Source organism: Acidiphilium sp. JA12-A1 (assembly GCF_000724705.2).
Taxonomy (GTDB): domain Bacteria; phylum Pseudomonadota; class Alphaproteobacteria; order Acetobacterales; family Acetobacteraceae; genus Acidiphilium; species Acidiphilium multivorum.
In genome coordinates, this window is record NZ_JFHO01000062.1 from 86,355 (window position 1) to 104,676 (window position 18,322).

General features: G+C 70.0%; 14 protein-coding genes. 6 read left to right on the top strand and 8 right to left on the bottom strand.

Features of this window, described 5'->3' with window-relative positions:
- The first annotated feature begins 186 nt into the window (after nucleotides 1–186).
- Nucleotides 187–717 (top strand): Hsp20/alpha crystallin family protein, encoded by a 531-nt coding sequence (locus RT91_RS12185; protein WP_035187488.1) that lies wholly within the window; start codon nucleotides 187–189, stop codon nucleotides 715–717.
- 81 nt (nucleotides 718–798) lie between these two features.
- Here RT91_RS12185 and RT91_RS12190 read toward each other — a convergent pair whose 3' ends face one another.
- On the bottom strand, nucleotides 799–1,662 hold the full coding sequence (locus RT91_RS12190; RefSeq protein ID WP_011941346.1) for a M48 family metalloprotease: 864 nt from the start codon (nucleotides 1,660–1,662) through the stop codon (nucleotides 799–801).
- Nucleotides 1,663–2,145: 483 nt separating this feature from the next.
- On the opposite strand from RT91_RS12190, the gene RT91_RS12195 reads away from it, so the two are divergent.
- Complete coding sequence (locus tag RT91_RS12195) at nucleotides 2,146–2,859, top strand: ribonuclease activity regulator RraA (protein ID WP_011941345.1); 714 nt, start codon at nucleotides 2,146–2,148, stop codon at nucleotides 2,857–2,859.
- Between the two features lie 28 nt (nucleotides 2,860–2,887).
- Here RT91_RS12195 and RT91_RS12200 read toward each other — a convergent pair whose 3' ends face one another.
- The gene (locus RT91_RS12200; RefSeq protein ID WP_035187489.1) at nucleotides 2,888–4,456 is read right to left on the bottom strand and encodes an aldehyde dehydrogenase (NADP(+)); all 1,569 of its coding nucleotides are present in this window, start codon (nucleotides 4,454–4,456) and stop codon (nucleotides 2,888–2,890) included.
- Entirely contained in the window at nucleotides 4,453–5,376 is a 924-nt protein-coding gene (locus RT91_RS12205) for a dihydrodipicolinate synthase family protein (RefSeq protein ID WP_035187491.1), read from the bottom strand. The genes RT91_RS12200 and RT91_RS12205 overlap by 4 nt, the downstream gene beginning before the upstream one ends.
- A 319-nt stretch (nucleotides 5,377–5,695) precedes the next feature.
- Between RT91_RS12205 and RT91_RS12210 the strand changes: the two genes are divergently transcribed.
- Genes RT91_RS12210 through RT91_RS12225 form a run of 4 tightly spaced genes read left to right on the top strand, consistent with a single transcriptional unit; the run spans nucleotide 5,696 to nucleotide 11,588 of the window.
- Nucleotides 5,696–7,093 carry an MFS transporter gene (locus tag RT91_RS12210; protein WP_011941342.1) on the top strand — a complete coding sequence of 466 codons (1,398 nt, stop codon included), beginning with the start codon at nucleotides 5,696–5,698 and terminating at the stop codon, nucleotides 7,091–7,093.
- 10 nt (nucleotides 7,094–7,103) lie between these two features.
- Nucleotides 7,104–8,843 carry a radical SAM protein gene (locus tag RT91_RS12215; RefSeq protein ID WP_035187492.1) on the top strand — a complete coding sequence of 580 codons (1,740 nt, stop codon included), beginning with the start codon at nucleotides 7,104–7,106 and terminating at the stop codon, nucleotides 8,841–8,843.
- A 7-nt stretch (nucleotides 8,844–8,850) separates the two neighbouring features.
- The gene (locus RT91_RS12220) at nucleotides 8,851–10,968 is read left to right on the top strand and encodes an FAD-dependent oxidoreductase (RefSeq protein ID WP_035187494.1); all 2,118 of its coding nucleotides are present in this window, start codon (nucleotides 8,851–8,853) and stop codon (nucleotides 10,966–10,968) included.
- Nucleotides 10,965–11,588 (top strand): TIGR04282 family arsenosugar biosynthesis glycosyltransferase, encoded by a 624-nt coding sequence (locus tag RT91_RS12225; protein WP_240314280.1) that lies wholly within the window; start codon nucleotides 10,965–10,967, stop codon nucleotides 11,586–11,588. The genes RT91_RS12220 and RT91_RS12225 overlap by 4 nt, the downstream gene beginning before the upstream one ends.
- Here RT91_RS12225 and panE read toward each other — a convergent pair.
- From panE to ptsP, 5 genes are all read right to left on the bottom strand, one after another.
- On the bottom strand, nucleotides 11,561–12,478 hold the full coding sequence (panE, locus tag RT91_RS12230; RefSeq protein ID WP_035187498.1) for a 2-dehydropantoate 2-reductase: 918 nt from the start codon (nucleotides 12,476–12,478) through the stop codon (nucleotides 11,561–11,563). The genes RT91_RS12225 and panE overlap by 28 nt on opposite strands.
- A gap of 11 nt (nucleotides 12,479–12,489) precedes the next feature.
- On the bottom strand, nucleotides 12,490–12,930 hold the full coding sequence (locus tag RT91_RS12235) for a PaaI family thioesterase (RefSeq protein ID WP_007422228.1): 441 nt from the start codon (nucleotides 12,928–12,930) through the stop codon (nucleotides 12,490–12,492).
- A 70-nt stretch (nucleotides 12,931–13,000) separates the two neighbouring features.
- Entirely contained in the window at nucleotides 13,001–14,695 is a 1,695-nt protein-coding gene (locus RT91_RS12240) for a PTS fructose transporter subunit IIC (protein WP_035187500.1), read from the bottom strand.
- The gene (gene pfkB, locus RT91_RS12245; protein WP_013639243.1) at nucleotides 14,692–15,645 is read right to left on the bottom strand and encodes a 1-phosphofructokinase; all 954 of its coding nucleotides are present in this window, start codon (nucleotides 15,643–15,645) and stop codon (nucleotides 14,692–14,694) included. Before pfkB ends, RT91_RS12240 begins: the two co-directional genes overlap by 4 nt.
- Nucleotides 15,642–18,155 (bottom strand): phosphoenolpyruvate--protein phosphotransferase, encoded by a 2,514-nt coding sequence (gene ptsP / locus RT91_RS12250; protein ID WP_035187501.1) that lies wholly within the window; start codon nucleotides 18,153–18,155, stop codon nucleotides 15,642–15,644. The genes pfkB and ptsP overlap by 4 nt, the downstream gene beginning before the upstream one ends.
- Nucleotides 18,156–18,322 lie beyond the last annotated feature (167 nt).

The window sequence follows — 18,322 nt, forward strand, 5'->3', positions numbered from 1 at the left end:
GGAACCCGTCCCGCACGTTCCGAAATCTGCTGCAAAATCCACGATCCGATCGGACCGAACGAGACATTGCGCCTGGTATCACCGCCGTCATCGTTGACCCAGATCAATGCCGGCGCACCAGCCAAAGCTAACGTCTCAAGCCGTCGACGGTTTTTGAAAAATCGTCTTCAGGAAAGGAGAATCGCCATGCCGAGTATTCAGGTCGAACCCCGGCCGAAAGCGGCGGAACCCGAACGCCGCCCGCAGGCGGCGCCCGAGTTCTGGCGCCCGTTCGAGTCCCTGCGCCGCGAAGTGAACCGGCTCTTCGAAGATTTCGACGGTGGCCTGTTGCGTCGCGCCCTGCCCACCAGCCTGCCCTTCGAACCGTTCCTCTCGCGCGGCCTTGGCGCTCCCGCGGTGGATATCGTCGAACAGGAAAAAGCCTTCGTCATCACGGCAGAGTTGCCCGGACTGACGGAAAAGGATGTCGAGATCAAGGCCACCGACGACACGCTCGCGATCACCGGCGAAAAACGGACCGAGCAGGAAACCTCAGAAGCGGACTACCAACTCTGCGAACGGCGTTACGGCAAGTTCGAGCGTCGCTTCAGCCTACCTGCCGGCGCCGACGCATCGAAGATCGAGGCACGCTTTGCGAACGGCGTGCTCACGATCACGCTGCCCAAGCGCCCCGAGGCCATCCGCGCCGAGCGCAAGATCGAGATCAAGGCGGGCTGATCCCGCACGGGCGTGCCGCTCGCTCGGCACGCCCGCCTTCCTCGTGTACCAATTCCCTCACCCCAACAAATTGACGCTTCGTTAGTTCTTCGAAACGTCGAACTGCGCCATGTGCCGCAGCCTGGCCACGCGCTCGCGGATGGGTGGATGGGTGGCAAACAACGTGTCGAACGTGGTGCCGGAGAGCGGGTTGACGATGAACAGCGAAGCGGTCGCGGGGTTGCGTTCGGCATCGTCATTCGGAACCCAGCGCGCCATCTCGTCGATGCGCATCAGCGCGCGGGCAAGAGCCAGCGGCTGGCCCGTGAGAGAAGCGGCGCGGGCATCCGCCGCATATTCGCGGGTGCGGGAAATGGCAAGCTGCACCAGCGTGGCTGTCAGCGGCGCAAGAAGCAAAAGCAGCAGTCCGGCAATGCCGGCGAAGGGTGAACTCCGTCGCTCGTCGCTGCCGCCGAAGAAAATGGCAAGGTTCGAAATCATCCCGATCGCGCCGGCCAGCGTCGCCGTGACCGTCATCGTCAGCGTGTCGCGGTGCCGGATATGTGACAGTTCATGGGCGATCACGCCGGCAAGTTCGGCCTCATCCAGCGCCCCGAGCAGTCCGGTCGTGACGGCTATGGCGGCATGTTGCGGGTTCCGCCCCGTGGCGAAGGCGTTCGGCTGATCGTTGTCGATGACATAAACGCGCGGCGGCGGCAGTCCCGCCTTGCTCGCCAGCCGATCCACCTGCGCAACGAGGCGCGGAAACGCGGCCTGATTCGCCGGCTGCGCACCGTACATCGCCAGCACCGCCCGGTCGGACACCCAATATGCCACGAAGTTCCCTGCCGCGGCGAATGCGAGCGCGATGGCCGCCCCCGCTCCTCGCCCGATCCAGTAGCCGATCGCCACGAACAGCGCGGTCAATGCCGCCATCAGAAGGCCGGTACGGATCAGGTTCGGCATCGCGGGCCGCCTTTCATCCAGGGGAATCCGAAGCAGTGCTCTATCAAGTTGATAATCATGGCATCTTTATTTGATCAGATGACTCTATCCGATCGGATGATGCTTTAGTGTCCTGCCCCTGAAATTCGTGGGTGAATTTCAGGGACAAGCAGGCCACTAAACTATTGTTTTTTCCAGTGTCCACTTTGAATCTGAAATCCGATGGATTTCAGATTCGGGATAATAGGCCGCAAAGGGGATCACGGCATTGAGATGAGTCAATTGCCGTTGATCGGCAGTGCGAACGATCGACCGCAGCCCGCGCCATGGTCGCATCAGGTCTCCCGGTCGGCGCATTGACCCGACAGCGCCATGCATGGTCAATCCCGGACTGTCTTATGCACCCACCACCACGACACGCGGGCGGCAATCCCGCCAGCCGGCGCTGTCGTCCAGCAACATGGGCCGGGAAACCTGCACCTTCCGGCCGGCAGCGAGGAACCGATGCTCAAGCCGGATACGCGCGAAAAACTCACCCGTGTCAGCACGGCGACCCTGGCCACCGCGCTTTACAAGCGCGGCCTGCGCCAGCAGTTCATCCAGGGCGCGCTGCCGCTGAGCCCGCCGGAACGGAGCATGGTCGGAGAGGCCTTTACCCTGCGCTACATTCCAGCGCGCGAAGACCTCAACCCGATCACCGTCTTCCGCGATCGCGATCACAAGCAGCGCCAGGCGATCGAGACCTGCCCGCCCGGCGCGGTGATGGTGATCGACAGCCGCAAGGATGCCCGCGCCGCCTCGGCCGGCGGCATTCTCGTCACCAGGCTGATGCAGCGGGGCGCTGCCGGCATCGTCACCGATGGCGGCTTTCGCGACAGCGCCGAAATCGCCGCGCTCGGCTTCCCTGCCTATCACGTGCGTCCCAGCGCGCCGACCAATCTCACCCTGCACCAGGCCATCGCCATCAACGACCCGATCAGCTGCGGCGACGCGCCGGTCTTCCCTGGCGACGTGATCGTGGGCGACGCCGACGGCGCCATCGTGATTCCCGCCCACCTCGCCGACGAACTCGCCGACGAGGCTACGGAGATGACGGTCTTCGAGGATTTCGTGACCGAGCAGGTGAAGGCCGGCGCGACGATCCTCGGCCTCTATCCGCCGACCGATCCGGAAACCGAAACCCGTTTCGCCGCCTGGCGCGCCCGCACGGGCCGCTGACCGCGGCCCGGCGGACGGTAGGTATGCCTCAATCCCGCATCACGCCGTCGACAAGCCGCGGCATGGCGAGCGGATTGCCGTCCGCCAGCGCCGTCGGCAGCAGGTCCGCCGGCAGGTCCTGGTAGCAGACCGGGCGCAGGAACCGCTCGATCGCCTTGGAGCCCACCGATGTCGTCCGCGAATCGGTCGTCGCCGGGAACGGTCCGCCATGCACCATGGCCTCGCAGACCTCGACGCCGGTCGGCCATCCATTGGCCAGGATGCGCCCGGCCTTGCGCTCCAGCAGCGGCAGCAGGTCGCGCGCCGCGGCATGATCCTCGGGTTCGAGATGCAGCGTCGCGGTCAGCTGCCCTTCGAGACCGACGATGACCTGCCGCAGCTCGGCCGCGTCGCGGCAGCGGACGAGTATCCCGGCTGCGCCGAAGATCTCCTCGGCGAGCGAGGGTGTAGCCAGGAATGTCGCGGCATCCGTGGCGAACAGCGCCCCGCCCGGCCCGCGCGCCACCTCTTCCACGCCGCGCTCAGCGGCCCTCGCCTCGATCCCCCGTTCACAGGCACTGCGAATGGCGCATGTGAGCATGGTCTGCGCCGCCGCCGCCGCAAGACCCGCGCGTGCCGCGTCGAGAAAGGCCTGCAATCCCTCGCCCTCGATGGCGAGCAGCAGGCCAGGATTGGTGCAGAACTGGCCGGCACCGAGCGTGAGCGACCCCACGAAAGCGGTGCCGAGCCCTGCACCGCGCCGTGCCAGCGCGCCAGGCATGAGCAGGACGGGATTGATGCTGCTCATCTCGGCGTACACCGGAATCGGTTCCTTCCGCCGCGCTGCGATCGCCGCGAGAGCGAGCCCGCCGCCGCGCGAGCCGGTGAACCCGACCGCCTTGATGCGTGGATCGGCTACAAGCGCCCCGCCAAGCTCGTTGCCCGCGCCGAACAGCACCGTGAACACGCCCTCCGGCAATCCGCAGGACGCGACGGCGTCCGCCACAGCATGCCCCACCAGCGCCGAGGTCAGCGGATGCGCCGGATGCGCCTTCACCACCACCGGGCATCCCGCCGCGAGGGCAGATGCCGTATCCCCGCCAGCCACGGAGAACGCCAGCGGGAAATTGCTGGCCCCGAACACCGCGACCGGGCCGAGCGGAATGTTCCGCAGCCGCAGATCCGGCCGCGGCAGGGGCTGGCGCGCCGGCTGCGCGGTATCGATCCGCAGGTCGGCGAAGCGCCCGGCGCGCAGCACGCCGGCGAACATCCGCAACTGCCCGCAGGTGCGGCCACGCTCCCCCTCGATCCGCCCGCGCGGCAGCCCGCTTTCGGCACAGGCCGCCTCCACCAGCCGGTCGCCCAGCGCCATGATGTTGGCCGCAGCCGCCTCGAGAAAGGCGGCGCGGGCCTCCGGTGTGCTGTCCGCGAACGCGACCGACGCCGCTTCGGCCCGCGCGCAGGCCAGTGCCACCTCGGCAGCGCCAGCCTCGCCGAAACCGGGCGCGCGTGGCTCGCCGGTCGCCGCCGTCCTGCCGTGAAACGCGACACCCCCCGTCTTCACGAGGCCCGCGCCGAGAAGGGTGATCCCTTCCGCAATATCGATTTCCGCTGTCATGCCGCGTGCTCCTTCAGCAAACCCCAGGTCACAAGATTCCGATGCAGTTCCGCCTGCTGCCGCTCGGCAAGCGGCCAGGCGCCCGGCGGGCGCACCGCCCCGCAATCCTCACCCATCAGCGCCAGCGCCGCCTTGACTACCGACACGTTGGTGCCGTTGCCCTCCTCGGCGCGCAGCGCCTCGAACGGCTCCATCACCTCGATTAGCGCGCGCGCCTTCGCATAGTCGCCATCTTCCAGCGCGGCATGAATGGCAAGCGAATGCGCCGGCCAGACATTGATCAGCCCCGAGGTGAAGCCCCGCGCGCCGACCGCGTAGAACGCGGGTGCCCAGGTCTCCGCTAGTCCGCCGACCCAGACCAGCGCCGGATCGGCCCGCTTCATCGCCGCGGCCAGGCGCATCGGCGCCGGCGTCGCCCATTTCACGCCGACGACCTCGGGGATGGCGCAGAGATCGCCGATCGCATCTAGGCCGATCCCGTCATTGCGCAGATAGATCACCACCGGCAGCCCCTGCCCGGCCTCGGCAACCCGGCGCACATACTCGACCACGCCGCGCGGCGCGACGAACGGATCGGGCGGCTGGTGAACCATCAGCGCCGAGGCACCGGCGGCGCGGGAAGCGCGGGTCAGCGCCAGCGCGTCGCCGATCGATCGCCCGATGCCCGCGATCAGCGGCACCCGGCCGGCGACCAGTTCCGCCGCCGCATGCACCGCGCGCTCGGCCTCATCGGTCGTTAGCGCGTAGAATTCGCCGGTATTTCCGTTTGCGGTGAGGATATGCACCCCGGCGGCCACCACCCGTTCCACCACCGGCCTGAGCCGGGCGGTGTCGAGACGGTCATTTCCGTCGAAGGGCGTGGCCAGAATCCCTGAAATGCCCGCAAGCCGGGCACGGAAGGTATCGCGGTCGAATGTCATGGGCGCTCCTGTCATTGGCGCGTCAAGGGCCATCCGCGGCCCCGCCGGTCCGGTTGACGAACGGACTGAAGTCGGCAGTCGGATCCCCCGGCAAGCGGGCCAGACCTTAGTCCCGCCCCTTCCGGGAGGCAACAAATTGATCTTTATATTTTACGAATCGATCCCTCCGCCCATCGGCCCGAGGGCCGGATGGCAGAATGAAGGCGTGAGGCTGTAACCATTGTGTTCTGGCGGACGTAAGGCACCTTACCGGAAGGCATTCCGTCCTCCGGAAGCGGGATATCTCGATGCCGGAACCCGTCAGCACAGAGGATCGTTCATGACCAGGCGCCCTTCCGCCCCTCCCTCGGACAGTCATCTCCTGCACACGCTGTCGGAGCTGAGCTGGAACCGTTTCCACACGACGGCGGTGCTGCTGTTCGGCCTCGGCTGGGCGCTGGATGCGTTCGAGGTGACGCTGATCGGCAATGTGCTGGGGGCGTTGCGGCAGCATTTCGGGCTCGGCAGCAACGCGATGTCGGTGATTCTCGCGGCATGGTTCGTCGGGCTGATGATCGGGGCGGCGGGGTTTGGCGCGCTGTCCGACCGCCTTGGGCGGCGGCGTGTGTTTCTGGCCAGCCTCGTTTTGTATGGCGTGGCGACGCTGGCCACCGCCTTCGCGCCCAATCTCGCCGCCCTGCTGGTGCTGCGGCTGCTCGGCGGCATCGGCGTCGGCGCGGAATATTCGGCGATCAACGCAGCGATCGCCGAGCTGGTGCCGAGCCGCTCGCGCGGGCGGGCGGCGGCGATCGTGCTGAATTTCTGGCCGCTGGGCAGTTTCATCGCCGCCTTGCTGGCCTGGCTGGTGCTGTCTTCCCTGCCGCCGGATCTGGGCTGGCGGGTTGTGTTTGGCCTGGGCGGCGTGGTCGCCCTTTCGGCGGCATGGTTCCGCCGGCATCTGCCCGAGAGCCCGCGCTGGCTGATCGATGCCGACCGGGCGGAGGATGCGCGCGCCATCGTCGCCGGGATCGAGGCGGGGCTGACGACGCTGCCGCCGGCGTCCGCGGTGCCGGTCGTGCACCGGATCCGCCGCGAGGCGGGGCAGTTCGGCCGGCTGGTGCGGCAATATCCGGGCCGGTTGCTGCTGGGGGCGGCGCTCGATTTCGCCGAAGCCGCGGGATATTACGGGTTGTTCGCCTTCCTGCCGATCGTGGTGCTGCCGGTGCTGCATCTGCCGGCGGACCGGCTGCCACTGTTCTACCTCGCCGGCAGTGTCGGCGCCGCCGTGGGCGGGCTCGCCGCGGCGTCGCTGCTCGACCGGATCGGGCGGAGCTGGACGGTCGGCGGGTTCTATCTTGCCACCGCACTCGGCCTCGTGCTGTTCGCCCTGGTGACCGGGCTCGGTGCCGGGCCGATCATGCTCGGCTTCGCGCTGGTGAACCTGCTGGCGACGGGAAGCTGGATCGCCGCCTATCCGACCTTCTCGGAACTGTTCCCGACCGCGCTGCGGGCGACGGGGATCGGCGCCTCGGTCGCGGTGGGGCGGGTGGGCGCGGCGCTCTCGCCCTTCCTGGTCGGCTATGTCGGCGCGCGCTCGATGCCGGCGGCACTCGTCATGCTCGCTGGCTTCTGGGCGCTGGGGGCGGTTGCCATCCTGATCTGGCGGCTGCGCGGGGGGATCGAGGCGCGGGGGCTCGCCCTTGAGCAGCTCAGCGCCGCATCGGCGCGCGGCGTGTAGGGGGCGGGCAATGCTCGACATGGCGGGAAGCGCGCCGGCGATTGGGCCAGAGACCGTACCGGTGATCGAGGCGGATGGGCCGGTGCTGGTGTTTGGCGGCTGCTACAGCAATCTGCAGGCGACGCGGGCGCTGCTGGAGGCGGCAAAGGCGCACGGGATTCCGCCGGAGCGGATGATCTGCACCGGCGACGTCGTCGCCTATGGCGCCGATCCGCAGGCCTGCGCCGCGCTGATCCGCGACCACGGGATCGCGACGGTGATGGGCAATTGCGAGGAGCAGCTCGGCGCGGGGGCTGCCGATTGCGGCTGCGGCTTTACCGAGGGCTCGTCCTGTGACCGGCTCGCCGCCGCCTGGTTCGCCTATGCCGATGCGCGGATCGACGACGCGACGCGGCGCTGGATGGCCGCCCTGCCCCGGCGGATCGACCTCGTGATCGGCGGGCGGCGTCTGGCGGTGGTGCATGGCGCGCCGAGCCGGATCAACCGCTTCCTCTTCGCCTCCGACCCCGATCTCGTGATGGCCGGGGAAATCGGCATCACCGGCTGCGACGGGGTGATCGCTGGGCATTGCGGCATCGGCTTCACCCGGCGGATCGGCGATCTGGTCTGGCACAATGCCGGGGCGATCGGCATGCCGGCGAATGACGGCACGCCGCGCTGCTGGTATTCGATCATTACCCCCACCGACGCCGGGCTGGAGATCGTGCTGCATCCGCTCGACTACGATCATCACGCGGCGGCGGCGGCGATGCGTCGGGCCAAGCTGCCGGAGGAGTATGCCGACACGCTGGAGAGCGGGATCTGGCCCAATCTCGACATCCTGCCGCATGCCGAGCGGGCGGCGACGGCGACGCGGCTGGAATGCGCGCCGGCAGCGGATGCCACGGTCGCGCTGGACGCGCTGGAGACGCTCTGGTTCAACACCGGCACGCTCTGCAACCTCGCCTGCGAGGGCTGCTACATCGAAAGCTCGCCGCGCAATGACCGCCTCGCCTGGCTGCGGCTCGACGGGTTTCGCCGGGTGCTGGACGAGGCGGCGGACCGTCATCCCGAGCTGCGCGAGATCGGGTTGACCGGCGGCGAGCCGTTCATGAACCCGGATATCGAGGCGCTGATCGGCATGGCACTCGACCGCGGCTATCGGGTGCTGGTGCTGACCAACGCGATGACGCCGATGCGCCACCACATTGCGGCGATCGCGGGGTGGCGGGGGCGGGATTTGCATCTGCGCGTCTCGCTCGATCATCATACCGAGGCCGGCCACGCGGCGCTGCGCGGCGAACGCGCCTGGGGGCCGGCGCTGGAGGGGATCGGCGCGCTGTTCGCTTCCGGGTTCCAGCCCTCGATCGCGGCACGGTTCGACCCGGCGGTGGAGGACGAGGCGGCGACGCGGGCGGGGTTCGCCCGGCTGTTCGCGGCGCAAGGCTGGGAGATCGACGCGTTCGACCCCGAACATCTCGTGCTGTTCCCGGAGATGGACGTGCCGGCGGCGGCGGCGGGCGTGAGCGCTTCCGCCTGGGCGGCGCTGCGGCCGCGCGGGGCGGATGCGATGTGCCGCACCGCGCGCATGGTGGTGCAGCGCAAGGGGGCGGAGGCGCTCTCCATCGTCGCCTGCACGCTGCTGCCCTATGAAGCGCGCTTCGATCTCGGCGCCACGCTGGAGGACGCATCGCGGGCGGTCACGCTCGATCATCCGCATTGCGCGCGGTTCTGCGTGTTTGGCGCATCCTCCTGCATGAGTGCGAGGTAAGACGGACATGAGCACGACGACGGTCGGTCGCGCGGGGCGGCGGGGCACTGCGCGGGCGCTCGGCTTCGCAGCACTGGCGCTGGCGCTGGTCGCATTGGTGGTGGCGTTGCAGCGCCAGGGACTGGGCATCGCACGGCTGGAGGGCGATCTCGCCGGGCTGCGCGGCATGGTGGCGGCGCATCCGCTCGCCGGGTTCCTCCTCTATTTCGGGCTCTACGTGGCGGCGACTTCGCTCTCGGTGCCGGGGGCGGCGGTGCTGACGCTCGGCGCCGGCGCGTTGTTCGGCGTGGCGGAGGGGGCGGTGCTGGTCTCCTTCGCCTCGTCGATCGGCGCGAGTCTTGCGTTTCTCGCCGCCCGCTTCCTGCTGCGGGATTTCGCCCTCGCCCGCTTCCCCGCGCTGTTCGAGCGGATCGAGCGGGGCATTGCCCGCGACGGGGCGTTCTATCTCGTCTCGCTCAGGCTGGCGCCGGTGGTGCCGTTCTTCGCGGTCAACCTGCTTGCGGGGCTGACAAGCCTGCGGCTGCGCAGCTTCTACCTCGCGAGCCAGATCGGCATGCTGCCGGCGACATTGATCTATGTGAATGCCGGCGCCTCGCTCGCGACACTGGGCGGGCACGGTCCGATCCTCACGCAGCGCCTCGTCATCGGCCTGCTGCTGCTCGCCGCCCTGCCGCCCGCGGCCCCGCGCCTGCGCGACGCGCTCGCCACCCGCAGGCTCTATGCGCGGTTTCGCCGGCCGAAGCGGTTCGACCGCAACCTCGTGGTGATCGGCGCCGGCGCCGGCGGGCTCGTCGCCGCCTATGTCGCCAGCGCGGTGAAGGCAAAGGTGACGCTGGTCGAGGCCGGCGAGATGGGCGGGGACTGCCTCAATTCCGGCTGCGTGCCGTCCAAGGCGCTGCTCCACGCCGCGCGCGCGGGCAAGGATTTTCGCGCCGCGATCGCCGATGTCCGCGCCGCGATCGCGGGGATCGCGCCGCATGATTCGGTCGCCCGCTACGAGGGGCTCGGCGTCGAGGTCAGGCGGGGACGGGCCGTGATCGAATCGCCCTGGTGCGTCGCCGTCGACGGGGTGCCGATCACGACACGCGCCATCGTGATTGCGGCCGGAGCAGAACCCTTCGTGCCGCCCATTCCCGGCCTTGCCGAGGCGCCCTATGCCACTTCGGAGACGCTGTGGGATATCGAGGACCTACCGCGGCGGCTCGTCATTCTCGGCGGCGGGCCGATCGGCTGCGAGATGGCGCAGGCCTTTGCCCGCCTCGGCAGCGCGGTGACGCTGGTGGAGATGGCGGAGCGGCTGCTGGTGCGCGAGGACGACGAGGTTTCGGCGGCAATGGCGGCGGCGCTGGCGCGCGATGGCGTCGCGATCCGCACCGGCGACAGGGCCGAGGCGGTGACGCGCACGGAGGCGGGGTTCGCGCTCGTCGCGGCCAGCGGGGTCCAGACCATCGAGCTGCCGTTCGACCGGCTGCTGGTTGCCATCGGTCGCCGCCCGCGGGTGAGCGGCTACGGGCTGGAGGCACTCGGCATTCCGCTCACCCCGGCGAGGACGATCGAGACCGATGACGGGCTGCGCACGCTCTATCCCAACATCTTTGCCTGCGGCGACGTCGCCGGGCCCTACCAGTTCACCCATATGGCCGGGTATCAGGGCGGATATGCCGCGCTGGGCGCGCTGTTTGCCCCGTTCTGGCGGTTTCGCCCGAGCTACCGGGCGGTGCCGGCGGTGACCTATACCAGCCCGGAGATCGCCCGCGTCGGGCTGAACGCGCGCGAGGCGGCGGCGCGGGGCATCGAAGCCGAGATCACCCGCTACGATTTCGCCGAGCTCGACCGCGCCATCGCCGAGGGCGATACCGAAGGCTTCGTCACCGTGCTGACAAGGAAGGGCAGCGACCGCATCCTCGGCGCGACCATCGTCGGCCCCCAGGCCGGCGAACTGCTCACGGGCTTCACCCTCGCGATGCAGCACGGGCTCGGGCTGAAGAAGCTGATGGGCACGATCTTCCCCTATCCCACCCGTTCGGAGGCGATTCGCGCCGTCGCCGGGCAGTGGCGGCAGGCGCATGCCTCGGCGCGCGGGCTTGCGATCCTCGAGCGGTTCCACCGATGGCGACGCGGGTGAGCCTCCCCGTCATCGTCGTTTTCAGCCGCATCCCCCGCCTCGGCGTCGGCAAGCGGCGGCTCGCCCGCACGGTGGGGGACCGCGCGGCCTGGCGCCTGTCGCGAATCATGCTGTCCGGCCTGCTGCGCGAAATGCGGCGTCTTCGCGGTGTCGTCCGCCATCTCGCCGTCACCCCGGACCACCACGCGCGCCTCGCCGCCCCCGGCTTCATTCGCACCGGGCAGGGACGGGGTGATCTCGGCGCGCGGATGCTGCGCGTGTTCCGCCGCCACCCGCGCCGGCCCGTCATCATCATCGGCAGCGACATTCCGGGCATCACCGCCGCCGACCTGCGGAGCGCGCTGCGCCGGCTCCGCGGCGCGCAGGCCGTGTTCGGCCCGGCGACCGATGGCGGCTACTGGCTGATCGGACTCGCCGGACGGCGTCCCGCCGCGCTGTTCCGCGACGTTCGCTGGTCCTCGCCGCACGCCCTGGCAGACACGCTGCGCAACTTTCCCCGCCACCGAGTCGCCCTGCTGCGCCCGCTCACCGATCTCGACGATGCAGATTCGTTCGGCGTCCACGCCCGCCCGGCCGCAAGCCGGGCTATCCGTCAGGCGCCGGCGCGGCGAATCTCGTAGGCGCGCAGATGGGTGTTGGCGACCGCCAGCAACGGGCACGACGCCGTCTCGCCCCGCCGCAGCAGGTCGCCGATGATGTGCTCGCCCTCGATCCGCCCGCCCTGCTCCATGTCCCGCAGCATCGAGGCGGTCATCGGCGATCCCGCTGTCGCCAGCCATTCCTTCAGCCGCGCCGCGGCGGCCGGCCGCAGTTCGAACCCGTGGCGCGCGGCAATGCCGGCGCATTCGGCGGCCAGGTCCAGCGCGATCCCGGCGCCGCCCGCCGCGACGATGGCGCCGACCGAGGCGCGCATCAGGCAGGTGATGCCGGCGAGCGAGGCAATGAACACCCATTTCTCCCACATGTCCTGCATAATCGCGTCGCTCAGCCGGGTGGTGAAGGCCGCCCGGCCGAACAGCTCGGCGATCGCCCGCGCCCGCGCCTCCTGCCCGGCGGACCGCGGCCCGAAGGTCAGCATATGGGCGTCGTTCAGGTGCAGCACGCGGCCGGCGGCATCCAGCACCGAGGAAATCACGCATTGCCCGCCGAGCACGGATTCGGCGCCGAACCGCGCGTCCAGTACATCGAGGTGCCGCATGCCGTTGAGCAGGGGCAGGATCAGCGTCCGCTGGCTCACCGCCGGCGCGAGCGCGGCCACCGCCTCCTTGAGGTCATAGGCCTTGCAGCTCAGCAGCACGAGGTCGAACGCGGGTCCCAGCCGGTCGGCGGTGACGAGCTTCGGCGCCGGTTCGTGGAAATCTCCCTTCGCGCTGCGGATCGCGAGGCCGGTCTCCGCCAGCGCCGCGGCCCGCGCCGGGCGGACGAGAAACGTCACATCCGCCCCCGCCTCGATCAGCCGCCCGCCGAAATATCCGCCGATGCTTCCGGCGCCGACAACGAGAATGCGCATGATGCTGCTCCTCAGCGCTGCATGATGATGAGGGTCGAGGTGGCCGAGGCGTACAGCCGGCCGCTCGCATCGGTCAGTCTCGCCTCCGAGAAGCCAGCGCGGCGGCCGAGCGAGATCACCGTGCCGACCGCCCGCACCGTGCCGGTCTCCGCCGTCATCGCGCGGTGGTAGGACACCTTGAGTTCCAGCGTCGAATAGGCCTGCTCGGCGGTGAGCATGGTATGGACCGCGCAGCCGCAGGCGGAGTCGAGCAACGTCGCGGCATAGCCGCCATGCACCGTGCCGAGCGGATTATATACCTCGCGCCCCGGCGTGCCCTCGAACACCACCCGCCCCTCGCCGATCTCGACCAGGTGGAACCCGAGCGTCCGCCCCATCGCGAGCGTGACGTCCGACTCCATGAGGGCGCGAAGCTGGTCGATGCCGGGAAGCGGCGGTGTCGTATCGGGCATGGGCGGTCCTGTCTTCGGCGGGCAGCGCCATGCCTACCCCGCGCTGCCGCATGCGGCAATCCCGCGCGGCTTACCCGTCGGCCTCGCCCGCCGGCTTCTTGACCAGCCCGAGCATCACCGCCGTCACCATCGATCCGGCGACGATGGCGACCACATAGAGCCCGAGATGCGTCACCGCGTTCGGGATCGGCAGCACGAATACCCCGCCATGCGGCACGCGGAGCTTCACATCGGCCACCATGGAAATCGCCCCGGCGATCGCCGATCCGGTCATGGTGCAGGGAATGACCCGGAACGGATCCTCGGCCGCGTAGGGGATCGCCCCCTCGGTGATGAAGGAAAGGCCCAGCACGCCGGTCGACAGTCCCGACTCACGTTCGAGCGTGTTGAACCGGCTGGCGAACAGCCGGGTCGCCAGCGCGATGCCGAGCGGCGGCGTCATCCCCGCCGCCATCACCGCGGCCATCGGCGTGTAGACCTGCGCCGACAGCAGGCCGACCGAGAACGTATAGGCCGCCTTGTTCACGGGCCCGCCCATGTCGAACGCCATCATCGCGCCAAGAAGCAGGCCGAGCGCCAACGCGCTCGATCCCTGCATCGAGCGCAGGACATGCGTCATCAGGTGGAGCAATTCGGCCACCGGACGGCCGATGACGTAGATCATCAGCAGCCCGGTGAAGAGCGTGCCGAGCACCGGCAGCAGCAGCACCGGTTTCAGCCCCTGCAGGCCGCGCGGCAGGCGCAGAATCTCGTTCAGCCAGCGCGTCGCATAGCCGCCGATGAAGCCGGCCAGGATCGCGCCAAGAAACCCCGCCCCGGTCAGCGAGGCGAGCAGCCCGCCAATCATCCCCGGCGCGAGGCCCGGACGGTCGGCGATCGAATAGGCGATGTAACCGCCGAGCACCGGCACGAACAGCGTGAAGGCCGATTTCGCACCGATCTCGAACAAGGCGCCGGCGAAACTGTGCGCCTGGGCGGCATCGGTCGCATGAATGCCGCCGAAGGCGAAGGCCAGCGCGATCAGCAGCCCGCCCGCGGTGACGAACGGAATCATGAACGACACGCCCGTCATCAGGTGCTTGTAGGGCCCGGTCCTCGGCTTCCGCGCGCCGGTGCGGGCCGCCGGCCGAGCCGTGCCACCCTGCAATTCCGCCTCGTCCAGCGCGCGGGCGATCAGCGCCTTGCCGTCGTTGATCGCCGGCTTGGTGCCGCTCTGGAACACGCGCTTGCCGCCGAACCGCCCGAGATCGACCTGCCGATCGGCGGCGATCAGAACGATATCCGCCGCCGCGATCTCGTCTTCCGTCAATGGCGTTCCCGCCCCGACCGACCCCTGGGTCTCGACGCGGATCTCGTGGCCGAGCGCCTTCGCTGCCTGCAACAGCCCCTCGGCCGCCATGAACGTATGGGCGATGCCGGTCGGGCAGGAGGTGATCGCGACGATCCTCCGCCCGCCGGGCGGCGTCGTCCCCGCCGCGCGGCCGAGCACGGCGGCGGCATCCGCCAGCACGTCGACCAGCGTCGCGCGGATCGTTGCCTTTCCGGCGAAGCGCGGATCGCCCGCTTCACTCCCGCCGACCTCTATCGCTACCCCTGCCACAGCGATCCGGCTCGCGGCGAGCGGATCGAGCACACCCTCGCCGGTCCGCACCTCGATCTCGATATCGTGTCCCGCCTCCCGCGCCGCCCGGCGCAGCGCCTCGGCCGCGAGGACGCGGGTGACGGTGCCCTCCCCGCCGGCGATGATCGCGACGATGTCGCTCATGCTGCGTTCACTCCCTCGTATTGAATGATCACCGCGCCGGCCAGCGCCTCGACCACGGCGCGCTCCGGCAGGTTCGCCCCCGGTGCGCGCAGCTTGGCGGCGGCAAAGGCCGTCCCCAGCCGGGCGATCCCTTCGATCCCCTCGCCCGCGTGAATTCCGGCGATGATCCCGGCGACCATCGCATCCCCGGCGCCGACGGTGCTGGCGGCCCGCATCGGCGGCAGTGCCGCGTGCAGGCAGTCCTCGCCGGTGACGAACAGCGCTCCCTCGGCACCGAGCGAGACAGCGACCAGCGCCACCCCTCGCCCGAGCAGCCCGCGCGCCGCATCGCGCACCGTTACCGCATCCGGCAGGCGCCGCCCGGCCAGCGCCTCGAGCTCGGCGCGGTTCGGCTTGATGCACCAGGGCGGCGTGCCGCCCGCCAGCGCGCGGGCGAGTGGCGGGCCGGAACTGTCCAGCAGCACGCGCGCGCCGCGCGCCGCGAGGGAAGCGGTCAACTCGGCGTAAAGCCCCTCGTCGACCCCCGCCGGCAGGCTGCCGGCGAGAAGCACGACCGATCCCGGCGCCGCGAGACCGAGCAGCCGTTCCCTGACCGCGCGCACCGACTCCGCCGTCACCTCAAGCCCCGGCAGGTTGATGTCGGTGGTCTCGCCTGCATGCGCGAGCTTGACGTTGGTGCGCGTCTCGCCCGGCACGCGAAGGCATTCGTCGCGGATCGCCTTCAACGCGAACAGCCGGGCGAACGGCGCCTCGTTGGCGCGGCCGAGCAGCCCGGCGGCGATGACCGGAATCCCGCCCCAGTCGGCCAGGCAGCTCGCGACATTCACGCCCTTGCCCCCGGCATGGAAGGCAACCGACCGCGCCCGGTGGACCGTGCCGGGGGACAGCCGGTCGAGCAGGATCGTCTCATCGATCGCCGGGTTCAGCGTCAGCGTGATCACCGGGCTCATCGCTGCGCTCCCGCATCCAGCGCGCGCACCTCGTCCGCCGTCGCGGCATCGAGCGCGCGCGCCGCCAGCGCCCGCAGCTCGTCGAAGCGCGAGCCCCGCAATCGCGCCTTGACGGCAGCGATGTCGCGCGGCGTCATCGACAGCTCGTTCACCCCGAGTCCAGCGAGCAGCGCCGCACCGAACGGATCACCTGCAATGCCGCCGCACACGCCGACCCAGCGACCGTGCTTCGCCGCCCCCGCCACCGTCTGCGCGATCAGGCGCAGCACGGCGGGATGCAGGCTGTCCGCCTCGGCGGCGAGCGCGGGGTTCTGCCGGTCGATTGCGAGCGCGTACTGCGTCAGGTCGTTGGTGCCGATCGAAAGGAAATCGCACTGTGCGGCGAGCCGGTCCGCCGCGACCGCCGCCGCGGGCACCTCGATCATGATCCCCACCGGCAGCACCGGCGCGCCAAGCTCGGCGCGGATCCGCTCACAGGCGGCGCGAAGCCGGACAATCTCGCTCGCCGACGTCACCATCGGGAACATGACGGACACATCCCCGCCCGCCATCGCAGCGCGATAGATCGCCCGCAGCTGCGGCTCCAGAAGGTCAGGCCGGCGCAGCAGCAGCCGCGCCCCGCGCACGCCGAGAAAGGGGTTCTCCTCGCGCGGCAGGCCGAGATGCGCCACCTGCTTGTCGCCGCCGATATCGAGCGCGCGGATGATCAGGGGCCGTCCTTCCAACGCCGCGATCATCGCGCGGTAGACCGCCTCCTGCTCGTCCTCGTCCGGCGTCGCGCCGCGTTCGAGGAACAGGAACTCGGTGCGCATCAGCCCGACGCCCTCGCCGCCGGCCTCGAGGGCTGTCCGCACCTGGTCGGGCCGGTTGACATTGGCGGCAATCTCGATGCGGTGCCCATCCCGCGTCACCGCCGGCGCGCCGCGCTGCTGCGCCGCCTCCGCCTGCCGGGCGCGCATCGCCTCGCGCCAGGCGATCGCCGAGGCAATCGCCGGCTCCGGCGGATCGAGATAAAGCCGCCCCGCCGCGCCATCGAGAATCGCCATCTGGCCGGAGGCTGCTGCCAGCAGCGCGCCGCCGCCGGCAACCAGCGCCGGCAGGCCGAGCGTGCGGGCGAGGATGGCGGTGTGTGAGGTTGGCCCGCCCTGCGCCGTCGCCAGCCCGACCACAAGCGTCAGATCGAGCCCCGCAGTGTCCGAGGGCGACAGTTCCTCGGCGACGACGATGCACGGGGCCGCCGGCAGATCCCGCAGCGAGCCGGGCACGGCCGACGGATCAAGCAAGGCCAGCACACGCCGGCCGACATCCCGCAGATCGGCGGCCCGCCCAGCCAGCACCGGGTTGCCCAGCGCCGACAGGCTCGCCGCCATCCGCTCGATCGCCTGGTTCCACGCCCAAGCCGGGCCATGCCCCTCGACCATCAGCTGGCAGGCCAGAGTGATCAGGTCGCCGTCGTTCAGCAGTTCCGCCTGGGCGCGGAAAATCGCCGCATCCGCGGCGCCGAGCCGGCGGGCGGTATCGTCGACCAGGGCGGCAAGCTGCTGGCGCGTCGCCGCGAGTGCCGCCTCCAGCCGCGCCCCGCCCTCGGCCAGCGACACCGGCACATCGGCAATCTCCACCGCGCCGCCGGCGACGACATGCAGCCGGCCGATGGCGATGCCCGGACTGGCGCCGATACCCTCGATTGCCGCGAGAGGGCCGGGTGGCGTCCAACCCCGCGTCGCGTCCGTGCCGCGCGCCGCCACCTTCGCCGCATCCGCCACTTCCTGCGCGGTGAGGCTGTCCATCCGCGCGCGTAGCCGCGCCAGCCCGGCTGCGGCGTCATCCCCCTCGGCGGAAACCACCACACGGTCGCCGGCGCGCAGGCCAAGCTGCAGCAGCGCCACCAGGTTGCGCCCGTCCGCCACCTCGTCGCCATGCCGCACCTGTACTCTGAGGCCGCTCTGCCGCACCGCCTCCACCCAGGCAGTCGCCGGCCGCGCGTGGAGCCCGGCGGGATAGTCCACCACGAAGTCGAACCGGTGCGCCAGATCGGCCGCCGGCGCGGCCGGAGCGGCGCGCGGTGCCTCGCCCGCGAGGGCGGCGACGATCTCGTCCACGTCCTCCGCGACTGCCAGCGCGGCGAGTTTTTCTCCGTCCTGCATCAGCGCGGTAAGGCGGCGCAGGATGGCGATATGCGCGTCGCCCCGCGCAGCGATGGCGACGATGAGCCATGCCATCTGCCCCGTCCCCCATTCCACACCGCCCGGTACCTGCACCACCGCGATGCCGTCGCGCCGGACCATGTGCCGGTCCTCGCCCATCCCGTGCGGAATGACGACACCGTGACCAAGGAACGTGTTGGCGACCGCTTCACGGCGCAACATGCTCTGCGCATATCCCGGCTCGACGCAGCCGGACGCGATCAGCAACTGCGCGGCCTCCTCGATCGCCGCTGCCTTCGAGGCGGGCGAGGCGCCGAGCCTGACCCGGTCGCGGCGGAGCAGATCATCCTGCGTGGAGACTGGCATTGACGGCTTCCTCGTTTGCTGCGCGCCGGACTGAAAACGTTTTCATGTTTTTATGTCAACAAAATTCTGGGATATTCCAGAAAAATTTTCAGTGCCCTGCTGATTTTTCCTTGCGGAAACAGCCAGTTTCATGCTCAGTTTCTGAGAACGATTTCCAGAATTTTTTC

Coding starts and splice junctions, on each gene's coding strand:
- pfkB (WP_013639243.1), bottom strand. CDS start 15,645: ATGAGCCCGGTGATCACGCTGACGCTGAACCCGGCGATCGATGAGACG.
- RT91_RS12210 (WP_011941342.1), top strand. CDS start 5,696: ATGACCAGGCGCCCTTCCGCCCCTCCCTCGGACAGTCATCTCCTGCAC.
- panE (WP_035187498.1), bottom strand. CDS start 12,478: ATGCGCATTCTCGTTGTCGGCGCCGGAAGCATCGGCGGATATTTCGGC.
- RT91_RS12200 (WP_035187489.1), bottom strand. CDS start 4,456: ATGACAGCGGAAATCGATATTGCGGAAGGGATCACCCTTCTCGGCGCG.
- RT91_RS12190 (WP_011941346.1), bottom strand. CDS start 1,662: ATGCCGAACCTGATCCGTACCGGCCTTCTGATGGCGGCATTGACCGCG.
- RT91_RS12185 (WP_035187488.1), top strand. CDS start 187: ATGCCGAGTATTCAGGTCGAACCCCGGCCGAAAGCGGCGGAACCCGAA.
- RT91_RS12205 (WP_035187491.1), bottom strand. CDS start 5,376: ATGACATTCGACCGCGATACCTTCCGTGCCCGGCTTGCGGGCATTTCA.
- RT91_RS12220 (WP_035187494.1), top strand. CDS start 8,851: ATGAGCACGACGACGGTCGGTCGCGCGGGGCGGCGGGGCACTGCGCGG.
- ptsP (WP_035187501.1), bottom strand. CDS start 18,155: ATGCCAGTCTCCACGCAGGATGATCTGCTCCGCCGCGACCGGGTCAGG.
- RT91_RS12240 (WP_035187500.1), bottom strand. CDS start 14,695: ATGAGCGACATCGTCGCGATCATCGCCGGCGGGGAGGGCACCGTCACC.
- RT91_RS12195 (WP_011941345.1), top strand. CDS start 2,146: ATGCTCAAGCCGGATACGCGCGAAAAACTCACCCGTGTCAGCACGGCG.
- RT91_RS12215 (WP_035187492.1), top strand. CDS start 7,104: ATGCTCGACATGGCGGGAAGCGCGCCGGCGATTGGGCCAGAGACCGTA.
- RT91_RS12235 (WP_007422228.1), bottom strand. CDS start 12,930: ATGCCCGATACGACACCGCCGCTTCCCGGCATCGACCAGCTTCGCGCC.